Origin of the sequence: Psychrobacter fjordensis (genome assembly GCF_904845995.1) — a bacterium.
In the GTDB taxonomy this organism is placed as follows: Bacteria; Pseudomonadota; Gammaproteobacteria; order Pseudomonadales; family Moraxellaceae; genus Psychrobacter; species Psychrobacter fjordensis.
In genome coordinates, this window is sequence record NZ_CAJGYP010000001.1 from 936,669 (window position 1) to 952,963 (window position 16,295).

17 protein-coding genes are annotated in these 16,295 nt (G+C 43.1%); 13 read left to right on the forward strand and 4 right to left on the reverse strand.

The features are described 5' to 3' along the window. The first annotated feature begins 45 nt into the window (after window positions 1-45). The 3 genes from JMW61_RS03900 to coaE all read left to right on the forward strand — a co-directional run bounded on the left by JMW61_RS03900 (window position 46) and on the right by coaE (window position 3,011). Window positions 46-1,269: a type II secretion system F family protein gene (locus tag JMW61_RS03900; RefSeq protein WP_201549685.1), complete on the forward strand. Its 1,224-nt coding sequence runs from the start codon at window positions 46-48 to the stop codon at window positions 1,267-1,269. Between the two features lie 25 nt (window positions 1,270-1,294). Beyond that, window positions 1,295-2,194: a prepilin peptidase gene (locus JMW61_RS03905; protein ID WP_201549686.1), complete on the forward strand. Its 900-nt coding sequence runs from the start codon at window positions 1,295-1,297 to the stop codon at window positions 2,192-2,194. Between the two features lie 124 nt (window positions 2,195-2,318). After that, window positions 2,319-3,011 (forward strand): dephospho-CoA kinase, encoded by a 693-nt coding sequence (coaE, locus tag JMW61_RS03910; protein WP_201549687.1) that lies wholly within the window; start codon window positions 2,319-2,321, stop codon window positions 3,009-3,011. Here the strand turns inward: coaE and rlmB are convergent. Together rlmB and ppnP are read right to left on the reverse strand one after the other, a co-directional pair. Next, on the reverse strand, window positions 2,974-3,744 hold the full coding sequence (rlmB, locus tag JMW61_RS03915; RefSeq protein WP_194196215.1) for a 23S rRNA (guanosine(2251)-2'-O)-methyltransferase RlmB: 771 nt from the start codon (window positions 3,742-3,744) through the stop codon (window positions 2,974-2,976). The two genes, coaE and rlmB, sit on opposite strands and share 38 nt — an antisense overlap. 252 nt (window positions 3,745-3,996) lie before the next feature. After that, entirely contained in the window at window positions 3,997-4,332 is a 336-nt protein-coding gene (gene ppnP, locus JMW61_RS03920) for a pyrimidine/purine nucleoside phosphorylase (protein ID WP_110922080.1), read from the reverse strand. Between the two features lie 850 nt (window positions 4,333-5,182). Here ppnP and recN point away from each other — a divergent pair. The 10 genes from recN to JMW61_RS03970 all read left to right on the forward strand — a co-directional run bounded on the left by recN (window position 5,183) and on the right by JMW61_RS03970 (window position 13,098). After that, a complete protein-coding gene (recN, locus tag JMW61_RS03925; protein WP_201549688.1) occupies window positions 5,183-6,862 on the forward strand; it encodes a DNA repair protein RecN in 1,680 nt (559 codons plus the stop codon). Window positions 6,863-6,980: 118 nt separating this feature from the next. After that, the gene (locus JMW61_RS03930) at window positions 6,981-7,544 is read left to right on the forward strand and encodes a YqgE/AlgH family protein (RefSeq protein ID WP_194196217.1); all 564 of its coding nucleotides are present in this window, start codon (window positions 6,981-6,983) and stop codon (window positions 7,542-7,544) included. A 57-nt stretch (window positions 7,545-7,601) separates the two neighbouring features. Beyond that, a complete protein-coding gene (ruvX, locus tag JMW61_RS03935) occupies window positions 7,602-8,159 on the forward strand; it encodes a Holliday junction resolvase RuvX (protein ID WP_406947805.1) in 558 nt (185 codons plus the stop codon). A 74-nt stretch (window positions 8,160-8,233) separates the two neighbouring features. Then, window positions 8,234-8,749, forward strand: coding sequence for a hypothetical protein (locus tag JMW61_RS03940; protein ID WP_201549689.1), 516 nt, complete (start codon window positions 8,234-8,236; stop codon window positions 8,747-8,749). 59 nt (window positions 8,750-8,808) lie between these two features. Beyond that, the gene (gene tusA, locus JMW61_RS03945; protein ID WP_201549690.1) at window positions 8,809-9,135 is read left to right on the forward strand and encodes a sulfurtransferase TusA; all 327 of its coding nucleotides are present in this window, start codon (window positions 8,809-8,811) and stop codon (window positions 9,133-9,135) included. Between the two features lie 120 nt (window positions 9,136-9,255). Beyond that, window positions 9,256-10,449 (forward strand): methyltransferase, encoded by a 1,194-nt coding sequence (locus JMW61_RS03950; RefSeq protein ID WP_201549691.1) that lies wholly within the window; start codon window positions 9,256-9,258, stop codon window positions 10,447-10,449. 24 nt (window positions 10,450-10,473) lie between these two features. Next, window positions 10,474-11,412, forward strand: a complete 939-nt coding sequence (gene xerD / locus JMW61_RS03955; protein ID WP_201549692.1) for a site-specific tyrosine recombinase XerD — start codon at window positions 10,474-10,476, stop codon at window positions 11,410-11,412. A 24-nt stretch (window positions 11,413-11,436) separates the two neighbouring features. Beyond that, window positions 11,437-11,898 (forward strand): tetratricopeptide repeat protein, encoded by a 462-nt coding sequence (locus JMW61_RS03960; protein WP_201549693.1) that lies wholly within the window; start codon window positions 11,437-11,439, stop codon window positions 11,896-11,898. Window positions 11,899-11,925: 27 nt separating this feature from the next. Next, window positions 11,926-12,183, forward strand: a complete 258-nt coding sequence (locus tag JMW61_RS03965; RefSeq protein ID WP_201549694.1) for a hypothetical protein — start codon at window positions 11,926-11,928, stop codon at window positions 12,181-12,183. A gap of 306 nt (window positions 12,184-12,489) precedes the next feature. Further along, window positions 12,490-13,098, forward strand: a complete 609-nt coding sequence (locus tag JMW61_RS03970) for a class I SAM-dependent methyltransferase (protein WP_201549695.1) — start codon at window positions 12,490-12,492, stop codon at window positions 13,096-13,098. Window positions 13,099-13,283: 185 nt separating this feature from the next. Here JMW61_RS03970 and lptG read toward each other — a convergent pair whose 3' ends face one another. Together lptG and JMW61_RS03980 are read right to left on the reverse strand one after the other, a co-directional pair. Then, a complete protein-coding gene (lptG, locus tag JMW61_RS03975) occupies window positions 13,284-14,510 on the reverse strand; it encodes an LPS export ABC transporter permease LptG (RefSeq protein ID WP_201549696.1) in 1,227 nt (408 codons plus the stop codon). After that, the gene (locus tag JMW61_RS03980) at window positions 14,510-15,781 is read right to left on the reverse strand and encodes an LPS export ABC transporter permease LptF (RefSeq protein WP_201549697.1); all 1,272 of its coding nucleotides are present in this window, start codon (window positions 15,779-15,781) and stop codon (window positions 14,510-14,512) included. Before JMW61_RS03980 ends, lptG begins: the two co-directional genes overlap by 1 nt. Between the last annotated feature and the right edge of the window lie 514 nt (window positions 15,782-16,295).

Consider the following 16,295-nt stretch of genomic DNA (forward strand, 5'->3'; position numbering starts at 1 on the left):
ACATCTTTGCAATATCTATATTAGACAATATTTGAGGGTAGTATCATGGCAAAAGCGAAGACCGACATGCTGTTAGACTTTGTCTATGACGGGGTGAACCGACGCGGACAGAAAGTAAAAGGTGAAACGACTAGTCGTAGTTTAGAGCTTGCGAAAGCAACTTTGCGTAAGCAGGGCATCTCTGTTAAAGGCATTAAGAAGAAGCCTAAGCCTCTTTATACCTTCAAAAAGTCTATTAAAGCTATTGATATTGCTATTTTTGCACGGCAGTTAGCAACGATGATGAAAGCAGGTGTACCACTGACACAATCTTTTGAGATTGTCGCTGACTCACTTGATAACCCTAGTATGAAAGACTTGGTACTACAAATAAAATCTGATATCGAGGCGGGTAGTACTTTTGCGTCTGCACTGCGTAACCATCCGCGCTATTTTGATGATCTTTTTTGCTCTCTTATCGACTCTGGTGAACAGTCAGGTTCCCTTGAAACCATGCTTGAACGGGTTGCGACCTACAAGGAGAAAAGTGAATTACTCAAGGCTAAAATCAAAAAAGCCATGAAATATCCGATTGCAGTTATTGTGGTTGCTATTATTGTTACTGTTATCTTGCTAGTTAAAGTAGTACCCGTATTTTCTGGATTGTTTGAATCTTTTGGTGCAGAGTTGCCTGCATTTACACAAATGGTGGTTGCCATGTCTGAGTGGATGCAAGCATGGTGGTTCGCTTTAATCATCATGATTGGTGGCACAATCATTAGTTTCTCAGAAGCCAAAAAACGCTCTAAGAAATTTCGAGATTTTTTAGACCGCGCAGTACTTAAGGCACCAATATTTGGCAATATCGCTTATCAGGCAATTATTGCGCGTTTTTCACGTACCTTGTCTACTACCTTTGCCGCCGGTGTCCCGCTTATTGATGCTCTAGACTCTACTGCTGGTGCCACCAATAACGTTGTATTCTACAATGCGACTCAACAAATTAAAAATGACGTATCCACTGGTCAACAATTACAATTTTCGATACGCTCAACTAATCTTTTTCCAAGTTTAGCTATTCAAATGGTCGGTATCGGTGAAGAATCTGGAAGCTTAGAGGAAATGCTCGACAAAGTGGCCGTCTATTACGAAAACGAAGTTGATAATGCAGTTGATGGATTAACCAGTTTAATGGAGCCCCTAATCATGTCTGTATTAGGGATATTGATTGGTGGCTTGGTAATTGCAATGTATTTGCCTATCTTCCAATTAGGTGCAGTGGTAGGTTAAAAGCGAATTAAAGGACTGCTATTTCATGCAATTTATACAGCTACTGCAAGATAATATGGCTATGGCTTTAGTCGTATTTGGTCTATTAGGTCTTTGTGTTGGCAGCTTTTTGAATGTGGTGATTCATCGTATACCACTAATGATGCTTTATGGGTGGCGACAAGAGTGCAGCCAGTTTATGTCTGAGCAAGTAGACTTGCCACATGAACATACTCTACCTCTAAAAAATATTGCAGCCGCTGACCAACCTATTACTTTGAGCCTGCCTGCCTCACGCTGCCCTCATTGTAGTCATAAAATTAAGTGGTATGAAAACATACCCTTGATTAGCTGGTTGGTACTACGCGGACATTGCTCAGACTGCAAGGCTTCTATCGGTCTGCGTTATCCTATCGTTGAGTTGGTCACTGCGCTACTGTCAGTGTTAGTGATTTATAAGTTTGGGGTCAGTGCCTCTGGATTGTCAGCGTTACTGTTAGTATGGACGCTTATTGCCTTAACAGGCATCGATTTTGATACTCAGTTACTACCAGATCGCTTAACTTTTCCTTTAGCAGGTTTAGGATTGGCCGTGAACTCACAAGGCTGGTTTGTCTCACCAACTCAGTCAATTTGGGGTTTATTGCTTGGCTTTTTATCATTATGGGTAGTGGTTAAGATATTTTTTCTTATCACTAAAAAACATGGTATGGGACAAGGAGACTTCAAGCTTTTAGCAGTATTAGGGGCTTGGCTCGGTCCGATGATGTTACCGTTGATTATTTTACTATCTTCGTTGCTAGGGTCAATTGTTGGGATTATCCTAATGAAAAAACAAGGTGAGAGTAAACCGTTCGCCTTTGGTCCTTACATCGCTATTGCAGGTATCGTTGCTTTGTTATATGGCTCAGAGATTGTCAGTTGGTATCTCGGTATGTATCCTTAATAGTGTGTGACAAAAAAAACAGGTTAGGACAGCAAACTATCAGCCTTTAAATGTCCTACTTGAAAGCTATATTTTTCAATTGGCAACTGCTACTATTATCATACCAATCAGATAAGTCATCATTATGTCAAAATACACAATCAATTCTTCACCCTACTCGCATCAATCGCAAAGCCTGCAAACTAAAAGTAAGACACTAGTAGTCGGTTTGACAGGTGGTATCGGCAGTGGGAAGTCTGCTGCTAGTGCTTGGTTCGCTGAGCAAGGTATTGATATTATTGATGCCGATGTCATTGCCCATGAAATCGTTGCTAAAGACAGTTCGACCTTGCGAAAAATCCAGAAGAAATTTGGTGATTGGGTATTGAATGGTGATGGATCAATGGATCGAGCGGCCGTAAGAACGCACGTATTCACACATCCTGATGCATTAATTGAACTAGAAGCAATCACTCATCCTGCGATACGCGAGACAGCAAAAGCTCAGTTAGCGGCTAGTACCACACCTTATATAGTGTTGTCAGCACCACTGCTCATCGAAGCTGCAGAAGCAGGACTGGCGAATCTATGCCAACGTATTCTAGTAATGGATGCCACTGAAGACACGCAGCTTGCACGTGCCAGTCAGCGTGACGAGCAAAGCGTGCAAAAGATTAAAGCCATTATGCTCAATCAACTAAGCCGCGAAGAGCGCAATCGCCATGCTGATGATGTGGTGCTAAATGAAAGTAATCTTGCAGATCTATACTCAAAATTAGAACCACTACATCAAGAATATCTTATACTGGCCCAGCAGCTAAAGTTCGCTGCCGATTAACTTCGTATAACGCCATACCAGTGGCAACGCTCACATTTAAACTCTGTAGGTTGCCATACTCATTCCCTGACATCGGAATATAAACCAGCTCATCGCAGCTCTCCATAGTCAGGCGACGCATGCCTTCCCCTTCTGAACCCATGATAATAGCTGTCTTACCTGTTAAGTCAGCAGCATGTATCGGCTTGGCATCCGCGTTGAGCGCAGTCCCAAAGACAAAGACACCTGCACTTTTTATTTGTGATAGCGTACGAGCCAGATTGGTAACACTGATGATCGGCATCATCTCCGCTGCGCCAACGGATACTTTAGCAACCGTTGGTGTTAGGCTTGCCGCATGATGCTTTGGACACACCACAGCATCCACGCCCATCGCCACAGCAGTACGCAAGCAAGCGCCAAAATTATGCGCATCGGTAATTTGGTCTAAGACTAATAGCAAACACTGGTCACGCCCAACGATAGTATCGAGCAAACCTTCGTTAGCGAAGCCTAGTGGACGAGCATTTAGCACGACGCCTTGATGTTGCGGGCTACCACATAATTGCGTGAGATTGTCTTTTTGCGTTGGCTGGATGCTTATGCCATTTGCGCTTGCCTGTGCCATGATCGCTTGTACATGGCTATCAGTCTCGCGGCCTTGCTGCACAAACAAGCTAAGCCCATCAAGAGGACGATGTTCGAGTAAGGCATCAATTGCATGAATACCATAGAAGTAAATAGGTTTTGCCATAGTAGGCCTACTAGTTATGAAGTGATTGTTTGTAAGGTGGTCAACGCCTAATGCGATAAAACAGAAAAAGAATAGAGAAATAATTGTAGCAAGTCACTGTGAATAAAGGGGTGTGACAATTGAAAAAGAAATAAACAATGCCAATTCAGTATTGTTTATTTCTTTTGAATGAGAAGTGCTTGGCATGATAAATGGTAAGCCACTAAACTATGATTTTGACCAGCAGGTTTCGATCAAAACCTGCCAATCAAATTAGCCTTCTAGGTGACAAACATACTGTACGATTTCTTCGGTACGTAAGTTAAAACCACTGTTGCCTTCAACCACGAATGACTGACCTGCACGATAGTAACTGAACTCTTCTTCACCATTTGTTTTGACTTCACACTCACCGCCGATGATTTCGATACGCTCAGAGGTATTGGTGCTAAAGTGATAGTGCTCAACCAAGTTATCACAAGGCAGAATAACGCCCAATGTCTTATGTCGACCATCTTCGAACATAATAGTGTGACTAGAACAACGACCATCATAAGATATCGTTGCTTGAGCATTGACTGTTACATTAGTAAATTGCGCCGCTGTCATAGTGGCTTCCTTATCAAATAATTATTGCAAAACTAAAAAATAAGTAACTGGGTAGAGTACCGTGAAAGTGTATATTTTAGAAAATATAGATTCTAATTTGTGTTTTCTATTGTTCTAGAACCTGTGCTCTAGCTGTGGGCGCAGGCTTTACAAAGACGATATATCCTCATAGCTGAGTTTCTTACCTTTAGTACTATACCTGCTTAATTTGAAAGTATTGTGACTCGTTGTCATGTAACATGAGACATGAAAGCTAGCCAGTAAGAGTTTATCATTATGTTAGATTATGCTACCACATTATATCTATAAAGTTTGTTAAAGCGGTTAGGAAAATTTTATCTAATGCACATTCTAGAATGTCTTTGCAGCTGAATATTTAATGCTAATATATCACTGGAATTTGATTAACTTATTCAATTTATAGCTAATATTAAGCAGTAAATGACAACGACGAACCATTAGCTTTTGCAAATTTTTTAATAATATTTTTTCTTCAATTTATTTTATTCATTACTATTAAGATTTGTATTTGACCCCGTTTAACACCATAATATTTGCTAATTATTGTTATCTAGCTAGGGCATGTCTTCAATTCACTCGATATTCATCTAAATGGGCTAAAAATGGCTAAATCTTGCCAAACCACGTCAAATAGCTAGTTAATATCCCAATATTATCTGCACTATTTTTCTTGTTTGACGGCAATTTATCTTACTTTTATCACCATTTTTAAAATGAAGACACGCCCTAGTGTTAGTACCTGAACGATTTCACTTTCTTATTAATCCTATTTTAGATATGGCTTTACTGTTTTATAAGTGAAGCTCATTGTCTATCATGAGAGGCGTTGATGCTAGTATCATTAACTTTACATCAGTTTGCGTTGATCGCTCAGCATGAGCTGAGTGTGGCTGAAGGCTTCAATGTCATCACTGGCGAAACGGGAGCTGGCAAATCGCTCTTACTTGATGCGTTATCACTGTGTGCGGGTGAGCGTGCAGACAGTGCCATGGTCAGACATGGTGCTGCACATGCAGATATTTATGCGCAGTTTGATGTAGAAGACAACCATGTCATTGCTGACTGGTTCGCTAAAAATGATAGAGCGCTAGAAGAGCCTGAAGTATTAATTCGTCGGCAATTAAGCAATACTGGGCGCTCAAAGGCATGGTTAAATGGTGTACCAGTCAGTTTGGCTGAGCTAAAAAGTCTCGGTACATTACTGGTCAATATCCATAGCCAACATGCTCAGCAAGCATTGCTTAAACCGCAATTTGTGGTGAAATGGTTGGACGAGATGGCGCAAATCACACCTCTAGCTTTACAAACAGCCAGTAGCTATCAAACCTATCAGCAGCTCAAACGCCGTGCTGATGATATCGCCAGTCGTGAAGCCCAGCGTCAAGATCGTATCCAACTTTTACAAAGCCAATTAGCAGATATTGCCCCATTATTAGCCGTCGATTATGCAGAAGTCGAAGCAGAGCATGAAGAGCTGTCTAATATAGAAGCACTGATGCAAGAGGCCAGCCATGGCTTACATCTGCTCGATAATGATACGGATGAGCCAGATGTCATGACCCTACTAGGGCAAGCTATTAAGCTCTGTGACAACCAAATGAGTGTTAGCCAAACCTTTGAGCAAGCGTCTGAACAGCTGCATTTAGCACAGCAGCAAATCACTGAAGTAACTGGCTTATTATCAGATTATGCAGAGCAACAGCTGCCTGATCCTGAGCGCTTGCAAACACTAGACAGTCTTATCAGCTTAGGACATCGTTTATCACGAAAGCATAGCTTGCCAGCGAGTGATTTAATCGAGGAAGCAAAAGGCTGGGAAACACAATTAGAACAATTAGAAAACGAGCCAAGTAGCGATGCAATGGCGGCACAAATTGAACAGGCTTGGCAAGAATATCTAACACTAGCTACTCAGTTAAATAAAGAACGCACTAAAGCTGCACTAGTTGTCAGCAAGCAATTGATCAAACAATTACAACCACTGGCCCTACCCAATGCCCGCTGTGAATTCGTCTTTACCAAAAAAGTAGATCCTAGCCAATATAGTGCTCAAGGTTGTTTTGATATTGATCTGTTATTCAGTGCTAACGTCGGTATGCCGATGCAGCCACTGCACAAGATTGCGTCAGGTGGCGAGCTGTCGCGGATGGCACTGGTCATGCAAGTATTGCAAGCAACCAATGCGGACAATAACGCTGCCAAGCCAATGCTAGTATTTGATGAAGTCGATGTCGGTATCAGTGGTGGCACAGCGCAAGTCGTCGGCGAGTTACTACGTGAGCTTGGCCGTACGCAGCAACTATTAGCCATTACCCACCAAGCACAAGTAGCGGCGCAAGCGCATCAGCATATCTTGGTACAAAAGCATCATCAAGAGCAGACTGAGAGTGAGCTATTGATATTGACCGATAGTGCGCAAGTTGATGAGCTGGCACGCATGTCTGGTGGTGTGACCATCACTGAAGTTACCCGTGACCACGCTCGTAGTTTATTAACGGATGTTAAGTAAACGTTCTGGGTTTATGATTAGCTCTACATCACGGCTAAATATTTGCTTTAGTTGATTTTTTACTCACTATCGCCATATAGTGGTCTTTCCCCTTCATTATTAGGTTTTGCTTGTCTCTATGTCTAAAACCAATTTGACTCATCATTTCTTAATCGCGGCGCCAGAGCTGTCAGACCCAAGGTTTGAGCAGGCGCTAATATATATCTGCCGTCATGATAAGCATGGTGCACTCGGCCTGGTCATCAATCGTCCATTAGAGCAATCACATGTGGGTAAGTTGCTAGAAGACTTAGATATTGAGGTCACTGATCCACAGGTAATGGAAGATTTGGCATTAGAAGGCGGCCCTATGTATCCGGAGGTTGGCTTTGTACTGCATACTGGTCAGCCAGAATGGGCGTCATCTTTTGCTATCTCAGAGAATGTCTGCATCACGACCAGTCAAGATATCCTTAAACGCATCGCGGCAGGTCAAGGTGTCGGTCATTATCAGCTGTGCTTGGGTCATGCCAGCTGGGGCAAAAAACAACTGGATCAAGAATTGAACAATGGTGATTGGTTGGTCTGCCCTGCGGATCTAAACTTATTGTTTGATACGCCATTTGAAGAGCGCTGGCAAATAGCCGCTGATAAAATCGGGATCAACTTTGATTACCTAAGCAGTGACATCGGTCACGCTTAACCTCAGATGTTCCATGAATACAGAAATAAAAAATCAAAACAGGATACATCCGTTACTATGGTAGATAGCACTTTTATGACAGATAGCGCAGATGCTACAAATAATGGCGTTGACAGTAGTGAAATTGATACTGGCATTGCTGAAGCGACCGTTAAGCCACATCTTGTCTTAGCCCTAGACTATGGCGTCAAAAAAATGGGCATGGCACTTGGTAACACCATTACCGAGACAGCACGTGCCTTTGATATTTTAGCGATGAATAATGGCCAACCAGATTGGGATAATTTACTCGGTATTATCAAGGTGTGGGGCGTGTCAAAGGTGGTCGTCGGCCTACCGCTCAATATGGATGGTAGTAGCTCGATGCTGTCTAAGCGTGCGCATAAATTTGCTCGTCGCCTAGCGCATAGAGTTATGGAGCAGCATCTGCCCGTAGTAGTTTCACTCTGTGATGAACGCCTGACTTCAGTCGCAGCACGAGAAATCGCTTGGGACAATGGCTGGATCAAAAACGAGCGTGACCCTATTGATGATATTTCTGCATGTATCCTGATGTCGACGTACTTTGCTGATCCGAATAGTAGTATTGCCATCGATGCAATCAAAGCAGATTAGCTTAGCAACCAGCTTGCCACTCCTATGCCAATAATTTCTGCTATACCATCCAAACGGATAAATGACTGATTATTATGACTACTGTTTCAGACCAATCCACGCAAAATAAATCGCAACATGGTTTTTCTCCGCTTGCCATTGCCCGCATTAAAGGCGCACAGCGTGCAAACCAAGTCGCAATTTATCTCATTTATGCTGCTATCTTTGCGTTTATGGTCTTTGGTACCATTGCTAGTATTAAAGCCTTTCATGATAACCAACTGCTTTATCAACTATTTTATAATTTGCCATATGCCTTGGTTGCACTCACGATTCCCATTACCCTTTATGATGCTCTAGTCGTTTATCGTTATCGTTTGAACCAACCGTCGATGATTGCCATGAGTATCGGCGTATCGACCATTATATTGATTGGTGGGCTATTATTTGCCGATACCGCATGGTTAGGATTGTCCTGTTGGCTGGGTGTGGCCTTTTTATTCAAAGTGAGCTTTAAGCGCTTTTTTAACTTTTTAGAAGTGGCTGATTTGCCTGATACTGACGAAGCGCTAGAGACAGAGATTGTAGAAAAATCAGAAAGTATATCCTAATAAGCATATCAACAAACTATCCATTATCAAACTTATCTCTTAGGTTTATTAAAACAATTATGACAACTTCAATAACAGATATTTCTATCAGCCATCATCTGGACACGCAAGGGCTTATTTGCCCTGAGCCTGTGATGATGTTACATCGAGTCATACGCAAAGCAGACAGTGGTGAGGTGATTGAAATACTGGCCACTGATCCTGCTACCACTCGTGATATTCCTAATTTCTGTCGTCATTTGGGTCACGAACTATTGACTCAAGAAACGCTGGCTGAGAACGTGAGCTTAGATACTGACCCTGATGAAATCAAGGTCGATAGTGATGATACTGCACCTATGAGCGTGACGCTTTATCGCTATTTGGTTAAGAAAAAAAGCGCTTAAATGCACTCAAGTTACCGCAGAAAAGCTCTAATCACAGCAAAACATTGACAGCACAACAAACAATATAAAGATATCTTTGATTTATACGAGATATATCTTTCACAAAAGGTAGGCTACTACGTGTTACAAACAGAAAAGCAGTATGTACAATGGCAAGAAAACGAAACTCTACGTAATGCTCTTTGGTTGTCTGAAAGCAATCATATGCCACCTGCGCGCGTTGTATTGGTCGATGATACAACGACCGCAGATGACGCTTACCGTTTGGCTTGCGAAGGCACATCACTGCTATGGCGCGGTGACTTTCATAATGCACGACAATTGCTACAAGCACTTGGTCGTCGCATAGATCGCACGAATGAACGATCTGAACAGCGTAAGATTAAGAAAGCGGCGAATAAACCTAACACAGCAAAGATTAAAGGCATTCCCAACTTATTTCATCAGCAGCGTCAACTTCAAGCTCAGCGCTCACGCATATTGAGCCGTTTGCTACTAGAGCTTGATGCCAGTTATGTCAGCCAACTACGCCGCGCACCTGATGTCAGTGCGGCCTGTACAGCAGCGTTTGGCCCGTTAGATAAAGCGGTGGATGAGTCTTGCGTGCTGTCATTCCGTGACTTGCAAGGCGCACTTGGCGCGGCAGGATGGCGCGAAAAAGGCGTCCCAATAGACAGCTTAGGGTTATCGATTTTCCCACATTATGGTGTGTTTGCGCCAACCCGTCATGAGTATGTACAACTGTTGCTCGATGCACCGCTACCAGCGATCCATGATGTCGCCTATGACATCGGTACTGGCACGGGTTTATTGGCCATTATCTTAGCGCAGCGCGGTGTTCCACAAGTAATAGCCACTGACTTAAATCCGCGTTCTTTGGCCTGTGCTAGCGAAAACTTTGCGCGTTTGACGTTATCCAACGTACAGTTACAGCAAGCGAATTTGTATCCGACTGATGCGCCACTCGCTAATCTCATTGTTTGTAATCCGCCTTGGTTACCTACTAAGCCAAGCTCACCGCTCGAATATGCAGTCTATGATGCCAATAGCGCGATGTTGCGTGGGGTGTTGCAGGGTGCAAAACAGCATTTAGCTGAGCACGGAGAGCTTTGGTTGATAATGTCGGACTTAGCTGAGCACCTGCAACTGCGCACCCGTGATGAGTTATTAAACTTGTTTGCCGATGCTGGATTGGCAGTGAAATATCGTCTCGATACAAAAGCGAAGCACGGTCGCAGCCAAGATGATACCGACCCTCTACATGTCGCGCGTAGTGCTGAAATCACTTCATTATGGTGTCTAACGCTTATCTAACAGTCAACCATCGAGTATTGAGTTATGAGTCGTGATCGTGCCGTGCAACAGCGCCAACCTAAGGCGCTGGCAGTAGATGACGAACCCAGTTATATGACTGAGTTTCGTCAAGCCATGCTGGCACGTGGTCTAGCGACTCGTACTCGTAATGCGTATGTCCGCGACCTACGCTCCTGCGAGCTGACCAATCCTATTGCCTTGACACGCTGGCAGCCTGATGATGTGCTGCACTGCTTATCAACACTCACTCAAGAAGGCAAAACCCCACGTACCCAAGCACGCATGCTCTCAAGCTTGCGTCAGTTTTATCTGTGGATGATTGCCAGTAATCTGCGTGAAGACAATCCTTGCGAGCGTATCAAAAGCCCAAAACTCGGACGTCCGCTGCCAAAGGACTTAGCCGAGGCTGACGTCGATAATCTACTTGCCGCACCTGATACCGGCACCGCGCTCGGTCTCCGTGATAAAGCCATGTTAGAGGTGCTATACGCCTGCGGTCTGCGTGTGAGCGAGTTGATTAATCTCTCATTAGAGCAAGTGAATTTAAACGCTGGCTGGCTACAAATCACAGGGAAAGGTAATAAAACACGACTGGTGCCATTAGGCGAATATGCAAACGATGCGCTAGAGGATTATCTAACGCATGCTCGTGGTGATTTGATTGCGCATTTGAAATCAGGAAATTGCCAAGCGGTGTTTTTAACGGCTCAAGGTGGCTATATGACACGGCAGAACTTTTGGTATTTACTCAAAAAGTACGCCAAAGTCGCCAGTATAGACAAAGAGTTATCACCGCATACACTGCGTCACGCTTTTGCCACGCATCTACTGAATCATGGCGCAGACTTACGTAGCGTGCAATTATTGCTAGGGCACAGTGATTTATCAACCACGCAAATCTATACTCATGTGGCAACGGCAAGATTGCAGAAATTACATGCGGAGCATCATCCGAGGGGATAGAATTGAGACTGAGAGATAAAATTTATGACCAATAATAACAATCAAAGTTTTGTCAGAAAGATTACTGAACACTTTAAAAACTTGGACTTTGAAACTGGTTACAATATGTTGAAAAATTCAAATTTGCCAGCTATCGCTATTTTAGAATGCCAAGGAAATGCTGAGTTTTATAAGAAGAACTATCAAGGCGCTTTTACACTCTACGGTCAGGCGAATGAAATAGACAGTAGCTATCGCATAGCCAGAGATTGTTATCTGTGGGCTTCGAATTTTTTCGCTCAAGGTGATTTGGTTCAAGCTTTTGAATACTATCAAGAATCAATTGATATAGAGCCTGATTTTGTGGACGCCTATATCGATTTAGGGGCTTTAATGGCGGACATAGGAGAGTTTTCTTCTGCGAGAAAATGTTATGAAGATGCTCTGACTATAGATCCAAATGATTCTAATATAAGAAAGAGCTTAGACTCCTTAAAAAACATGTGAAGCTAAAAGAAAGGTTGAGATTATAAAATGATTCACTATCGAGAAGTAATTATCGAGACTTACGAAAATATCAAAGGTGGTTCATCAAAAAGAATTAGAGCTCGTCCAATCGAAGGACAAGGACTTGATACGAATATGAACGTCGAGTGTTCGTTAAAAATGAGAAAGCCTCACCCTGTAGGTACTAAGTTCTTATTACAAGCAAAAGTAACAGAAAAAGAGGGCGGTAAACCTTTTCTATACGCTCACTATGATGCCCGATATACATTAATAAAAGGTGATTAATTACTCCATAGTAATAAGAGTATAGATATCAGTACATCTATGGCAAAATCCACGCTCATAAACCAAAACTACTATATGGCTTATTATCCACACTAAATTTTTTTCGATTAAAGTATAACTAGCACTATTAATAGTCATCTTGCTAGCATCAAGGTAGATACAAGTAAGAAACGCGATTAGCGTTATAAAACGTCAATAATCCCTAGCTGCAATCTCTTTTAATTCTCGCTACAATACGCGTATGATGTGCACGCTGTATAACTGAGCAACGCACCGCCTTTTACTTATCCATTATCTGAGAATCTCATGAGCCATAGACCACCTGCTGACCTATTAAAAAATGCCCAACACTGGCGCGAAGACATTAACTTTCGCCAAGATGTACTGGGAAAGCCGTTTGATTTTTCGACCACGTGGGGCATTTTTTCACCACAAAAGCTTGATGATGGTAGCTTGATGCTGCTTGATTATATTGACTTTGAAGCTGACGATGATTCTATCGATTTAGGTTGCGGCTACGGTGTATTGGGTATGACGGCAGCGCGTGAATGTCCAAATGGTCTGCATACGTTGATTGATAAAGACTTTATGGCAGTAGAATATGCGCGCCGTAACTGTGAGAAAAACGGTCTGAAAAATGTCGATGTGCATTTATCAAATGGCTTCAATCATGTGGCAAAAGAAAAAGACTTTAGCCTCGTGATGTCAAACTTGCCAGCCAAAGTAGGTAAAGAGCAGCATTATCTGTATTTCCTCGATGCTTATGCACGCATGCGTAAAGGCGGCCGTTTTTATGTCGTGACTATCAATGGTTTGCGCCAGTTTGTGAAGCGTTCATTTACCGAGGTATTTGGCAACAGCGATAAGGTCAAACAAGGTAAAACATACACCATTACCATGGCAACTAAAGACTAATACCAACCGCCAAAAATACGATTAGCTGTGCCAAAGTCGCTTAGCCTACAATGCGTAGTACTTGCGCTCTTTTTCCTTGCTACTCTAATTTTTGTGAATAGTATAAATTTTTGAAAGCTGCACAAATAAGAAGCCCGCTAAAACACTATGTTTTAGCGGGCTTCTTTATGGCAAATGATATCTGGCTACATCTGCCGTTTGAGCAAATAGCCGCCCAATATCGCACTAGCGATGATCGGTAGCAGCACCATCAATAATGGCGAAAATCCTGTCGCGAGCGAGACAAAACCAACTAAATCTTGCACATAACTAAACAGCAGGCCAAACAATAGCGCCACCACAATACGCAAGCCTAAGCTATGCGTACGCAATGAGCCAAAAACGAATGAGCAGGCGACGATCACCAATGATAAAATAGACAACGGTGATAGCAGCTTTTGCCAAAATGCCAGCTCATGACTTAAGGAGCGTGTGCCTTGCTGGCCCATAAACTGACGATGCTCATACAACTGGGTCAGAGATAAATCCTCTGCCTTACGAGTGAGTAAATACACAGATTCAGGGGCAAATGGCAGACTTAAAGTATCCGACGGTGAGATGGCTTGGCTACTATCAAAACCCTGACCGATATTCAGTTTGGTCATATTATTCAGCTGCCACTCGTAACGATACTGCTCGCTTGGTTCATCAGTAGTGGTATCAAGTGGTTCGCGACCGATATATTGTCCATCTTCCGCATGAACAGCCGTTTGCAAGCTGCCATTATTATCCAAATGCCAGCGCTTTACCTCACCGATATTGCCTTGTACATCGGCATAATCAATATACAGAACGTCGCTACCATCAGGTGTCGTGCCGCCATCTTCTGCGCGCGCAAAACGTGGCTGCACTGTCCAATAGCCACGTACCGAAGTGACCAACGAACGGCTATCTGCATCGTTGATCTCTTTTGCCAATTGATTAGAAGAAGGTAAGACAAACTGATTGATCGCCAATGCGATTAACACGAAAATCATTGCGGGCTGTAGCACCCAACCGACGATGCGATAGACACTCACCCCAGCCGCGCGCATCACCACTAGCTCGCTTTTGTTGGCGAGTAAGCCCAAGCCTACTACAGCACCGAGTAATGCACCTGTTGGAATAAACTGCTCTAAAAAGTAAGGCGAGCGATAAAAAATATACTTAATCGCCTGACCCATCGTATAACTGTCATCTAGTGAATCAAGCTCTGACAAATAAGAGAATACCAGTTGCAAAGCCCACAGACCTAAAACTGCGCCGATAATCGCGAGCAATGCATTAAGTTTGACGTAGCGACTAAGGACTTTTAGATTGGCAGGTCTTTTGGCAAACTTAGCTTTAGGGTTTGGAGACTTAGCATTCTGAGATTTAGAGAATAAAGCACTCATTAAGGTTGTCCTCCTAGTGAGCCATTACTCTGACTGTCGATAACCGTTAGTGGCTTACTCTCTTGTTTGCGAAAGCGTAATCGATGTTGCACACGGCTGCCCCAGTTCAGATAAAGCGCTAGTGCCATAAATCCAAGCACCAGCCATGCATTAGCCCATACACTCACACTACCTTTACTTACGGCATTTTTGAGTGAAATAATACCCAGTGCACAGCTGACAAATAATAGAATTGAGGGGAACAGGCGTAACCAGCGACCCTGACGCGGACGTACTTGCGCGAGTGGTACGGCCAACATAGGCGCGATAATCATCAACCACGGTAAGGCAAAACGATACCCAAGCTCACCTTGTGCTGCTCGTAGTGCATTGGTATTGCTCACTTGCCCGCTACCAGTCGCCGCCTGCCATAATGGGCCTATCTCTTGCGTTTCGATATTGTCTTCGGTTACCGCTTCTTTGGATGATTCAGTCAACGTGATGCGATAACGATCAAAGCCCACTTGATTGTATTTTAGACTGCCTGCACCAACCTCATAACGGCGACCTTGGAATAAATCCAACTGGGTCACCCCGCTATCTCCCGTGTCTACTTGCTCAGCACGATTAGCGAGTGTGATGGTGTCTTTGCTAATATTAGAATTGATAACAGCGGCTGGTAGGTCTGGTATATCTAATGATTCTGCCGTTTCTGGGTCGATACTGTTACTGGTATCAACCGCTGTCTTTTTAGCAGCACTACCCTTTGCTTCAGGTTCGGACTGAATAAGTATCACATTCTGTAATTGTTTTTTATCATCACTCAAGCTGCCCACATACAAATGATAATTGCCACTACTGATAAATTCATTCGGACGTATCAAATCAAAAGCACTGGTCAACGCTTGCTGCTGCCAAACACTCTCAGAAGAGCGTACGCCCCACGGTTTTCCGACAATTGAGAGCGCGGCTTCACCGATGAACAGTGCCAATATCAAGGGCGTTATCAAGCGGGCAAGCTTGCCACGCGAGACGCCACTGGCATTGATGACGGCCATTTCTTGATCGACGTACAAGCGTCCAAACACTAGCATTAGCGCGATAAAAAAGGCTAAAGGTAGAATCAGCTCTAAAAAGTACGGTAAATTATAACCAATGATGGTAAATAACAAGCTGATATCTAGGTTACCCTCTGCTGCAATGCCAAAGTAACGTATCAAACGACCACCGAGCATCATCACCACTAAAAACCCCAATACCAGAGCAGTGGTTGAGGCAACTTGTTGGGTCATGTAGCGGCGTAATATCACAATAGGCACTCTTAAAAAGGATTGGTATTCGCACTCATTAATTACACAATTATTGACAGAGTACTGACAAATTCAAGCGCGATAATTGCGTATTATAGGGACAGCACCGCTCAGTCAGAGACTTAAGCAGGTATAAAAATAACAGCGTCACTTGTTAGCGACACCCTATAAATACTGGCGATAAAGATAACCGCTAATGCTAGCATGTTTTGCCTAAAAATGGCGGTGAAATGTGTTTGGAAACATTACATTCTTATTGCTGATAGCCCATCCCATACAGTAGATGATAGACCATAAGGCAGCAAATGAAAGATATATTCGTTATCAATCATATTAACAGTGAGGCTTGTAGTAACGTTTAAGTTGTCCGCGCTTCTGTTGTGACGTTTTGCTTTATTTATTTTAGAAAGGTTTGTTTGTCATTCGTATCATGAAATGCGGGTGACTAAGATTAATTGCTAGACTAAATAACATCTGTTGAATATTCAAAAAATAT